The organism is Salinimicrobium sp. WS361, from assembly GCF_050750585.1.
GTDB lineage: Bacteria > Bacteroidota > Bacteroidia > Flavobacteriales > Flavobacteriaceae > Salinimicrobium.
The window spans coordinates 1-1888 of sequence record NZ_JBOJLM010000045.1; the positions used below are offsets into that span (position 1 = coordinate 1).

Here is a 1888-nt window from a genome sequence, read left to right on the forward strand (position 1 = left end):
AATAAGGTTCGACTCCTTTGATTTCAACAAGAAGCGCCTCCTGTAAAACGGAAGTTTTTCTCCCCTTTTTAAGGGGAGATGTCCGGAAGGACAGAGGGGTGGAGTTCATTGACATATTGAATTGACAGCGCGTATGTTACTTTCGAGTAACAAATGCAAATAAGAATTAAGACTAGAAGAACGTTTTGAGCTTTGATTCTCATTTAGGTGAGATGAAGAAGAGGAATTCCTTTAGTAGTTGTTAAAGTATATAAGATTTAACGATGAAGAGTTTGATCCTGGCTCAGGATGAACGCTAGCGGCAGGCTTAACACATGCAAGTCGAGGGGCAGCACGTCTTCGGATGGTGGCGACCGGCGCACGGGTGCGTAACGCGTATACAATCTACCTTTTACAGGGGCATAGCCCGGGGAAACCCGGATTAATATCCCATGGTATGTAGGAATGGCATCATTTCTATATTAAAGCTTCGGCGGTAAAAGATGAGTATGCGTCCTATTAGTTAGTTGGTAAGGTAACGGCTTACCAAGGCAGCGATAGGTAGGGGTCCTGAGAGGGAGATCCCCCACACTGGTACTGAGACACGGACCAGACTCCTACGGGAGGCAGCAGTGAGGAATATTGGACAATGGGCGAGAGCCTGATCCAGCCATGCCGCGTGCAGGAAGACTGCCCTATGGGTTGTAAACTGCTTTTATACGGGAAGAAACACCCCTTCGTGAAGGGGCTTGACGGTACCGTATGAATAAGGATCGGCTAACTCCGTGCCAGCAGCCGCGGTAATACGGAGGATCCAAGCGTTATCCGGAATCATTGGGTTTAAAGGGTCCGTAGGCGGGTTTGTAAGTCAGTGGTGAAAGTCTGCAGCTCAACTGTAGAACTGCCATTGATACTGCATACCTTGAGTAATTATGAAGTGGTTAGAATATGTAGTGTAGCGGTGAAATGCATAGATATTACATAGAATACCGATTGCGAAGGCAGATCACTAATAATTTACTGACGCTGATGGACGAAAGCGTAGGTAGCGAACAGGATTAGATACCCTGGTAGTCTACGCCGTAAACGATGGTTACTAGCTGTTTGGCTCGATTGAGAGCTGAGTGGCTAAGCGAAAGTGATAAGTAACCCACCTGGGGAGTACGTTCGCAAGAATGAAACTCAAAGGAATTGACGGGGGCCCGCACAAGCGGTGGAGCATGTGGTTTAATTCGATGATACGCGAGGAACCTTACCAGGGCTTAAATGTAGCTTGACAGGGGTGGAAACACCTTTTCCTTCGGGCAAGTTACAAGGTGCTGCATGGTTGTCGTCAGCTCGTGCCGTGAGGTGTCAGGTTAAGTCCTATAACGAGCGCAACCCCTGTGGTTAGTTGCCAACGAGTAATGTCGGGAACTCTAACCAGACTGCCGGTGCAAACCGTGAGGAAGGTGGGGATGACGTCAAATCATCACGGCCCTTACGTCCTGGGCCACACACGTGCTACAATGGTAAGGACAGAGAGCAGCCACTGGGCGACCAGGAGCGAATCTATAAACCTTATCACAGTTCGGATCGGAGTCTGCAACTCGACTCCGTGAAGCTGGAATCGCTAGTAATCGCATATCAGCCATGATGCGGTGAATACGTTCCCGGGCCTTGTACACACCGCCCGTCAAGCCATGGAAGCTGGGGGTACCTGAAGTCGGTCACCGCAAGGAGCCGCCTAGGGTAAAACTGGTAACTGGGGCTAAGTCGTAACAAGGTAGCCGTACCGGAAGGTGCGGCTGGAACACCTCCTTTCTAGAGATTTTGCCTCTTATAAGGCAAAACGCAATTACGACATAAGGAGCCTTTTTACAAATGAAGTGATAAGCTTCTTTTGGTCTTAATTCACTGTCAATTTAAT

At 48.6% G+C, this 1888-nt stretch carries 1 rRNA gene; it reads left to right on the top strand.

Going from position 1 to position 1888, the window contains the following annotated elements:
* Positions 1–260 precede the first annotated feature (260 nt).
* Positions 261–1782: ribosomal RNA gene (locus ACQ93I_RS17130) — 16S ribosomal RNA — on the top strand.
* Positions 1783–1888: the final 106 nt, after the last annotated feature.